The sequence below is a fragment of the Desertibacillus haloalkaliphilus genome (assembly GCF_019039105.1).
GTDB lineage: Bacteria > Bacillota > Bacilli > Bacillales > KJ1-10-99 > Desertibacillus > Desertibacillus haloalkaliphilus.
Genome location: NZ_JAHPIV010000369.1, coordinates 1 through 371, shown reverse-complemented (window position 1 = coordinate 371; position 371 = coordinate 1). Strand labels below are relative to the sequence as shown.

1 protein-coding gene is annotated in these 371 nt (G+C 52.8%); it reads right to left on the bottom strand.

The window, feature by feature from the left end; genetic code table 11:
- The coding region (locus KH400_RS30105; protein WP_217228399.1) for a hypothetical protein at positions 1–371 on the bottom strand (371 nt) is incomplete at both ends.

Genomic DNA, 371 nt, shown 5'->3' with positions numbered 1-371 from the left:
CCCTTCTCTCTTCTCCTCCTCTTTTTCTCTCTCCCCCCTCTCTCTCTCTTTCTTTCTCCTCCCTTCCTCTTCCCCCCCCTCTTCTTTTCCCTTCTTTCTCTTTTTTCTTTTTCCCTTCTTTTTTTCTTTTTTTTCTCCTCCCTTCCCTCTTTCCCTCTCTTCTCCCCCCTCCCCCCCCCCCCTCCCCTTCTTCTCCTCCCCCTCCTTTTCCCTTTTTCCTCCTTCCTTTCCTTCCCCTCTCCCCTCCTTCTTCTCTCCCCTCCCCTTCCCCTTTTCCTTCCCTCCCTTCTTCCCCTCCCCCCTTCTCTTTTCTTCTTCCTCCCCTTCCTCCCTTTCTTTCCTCCCTTCCCCCTTCTTTCTTTCTCTTCTCC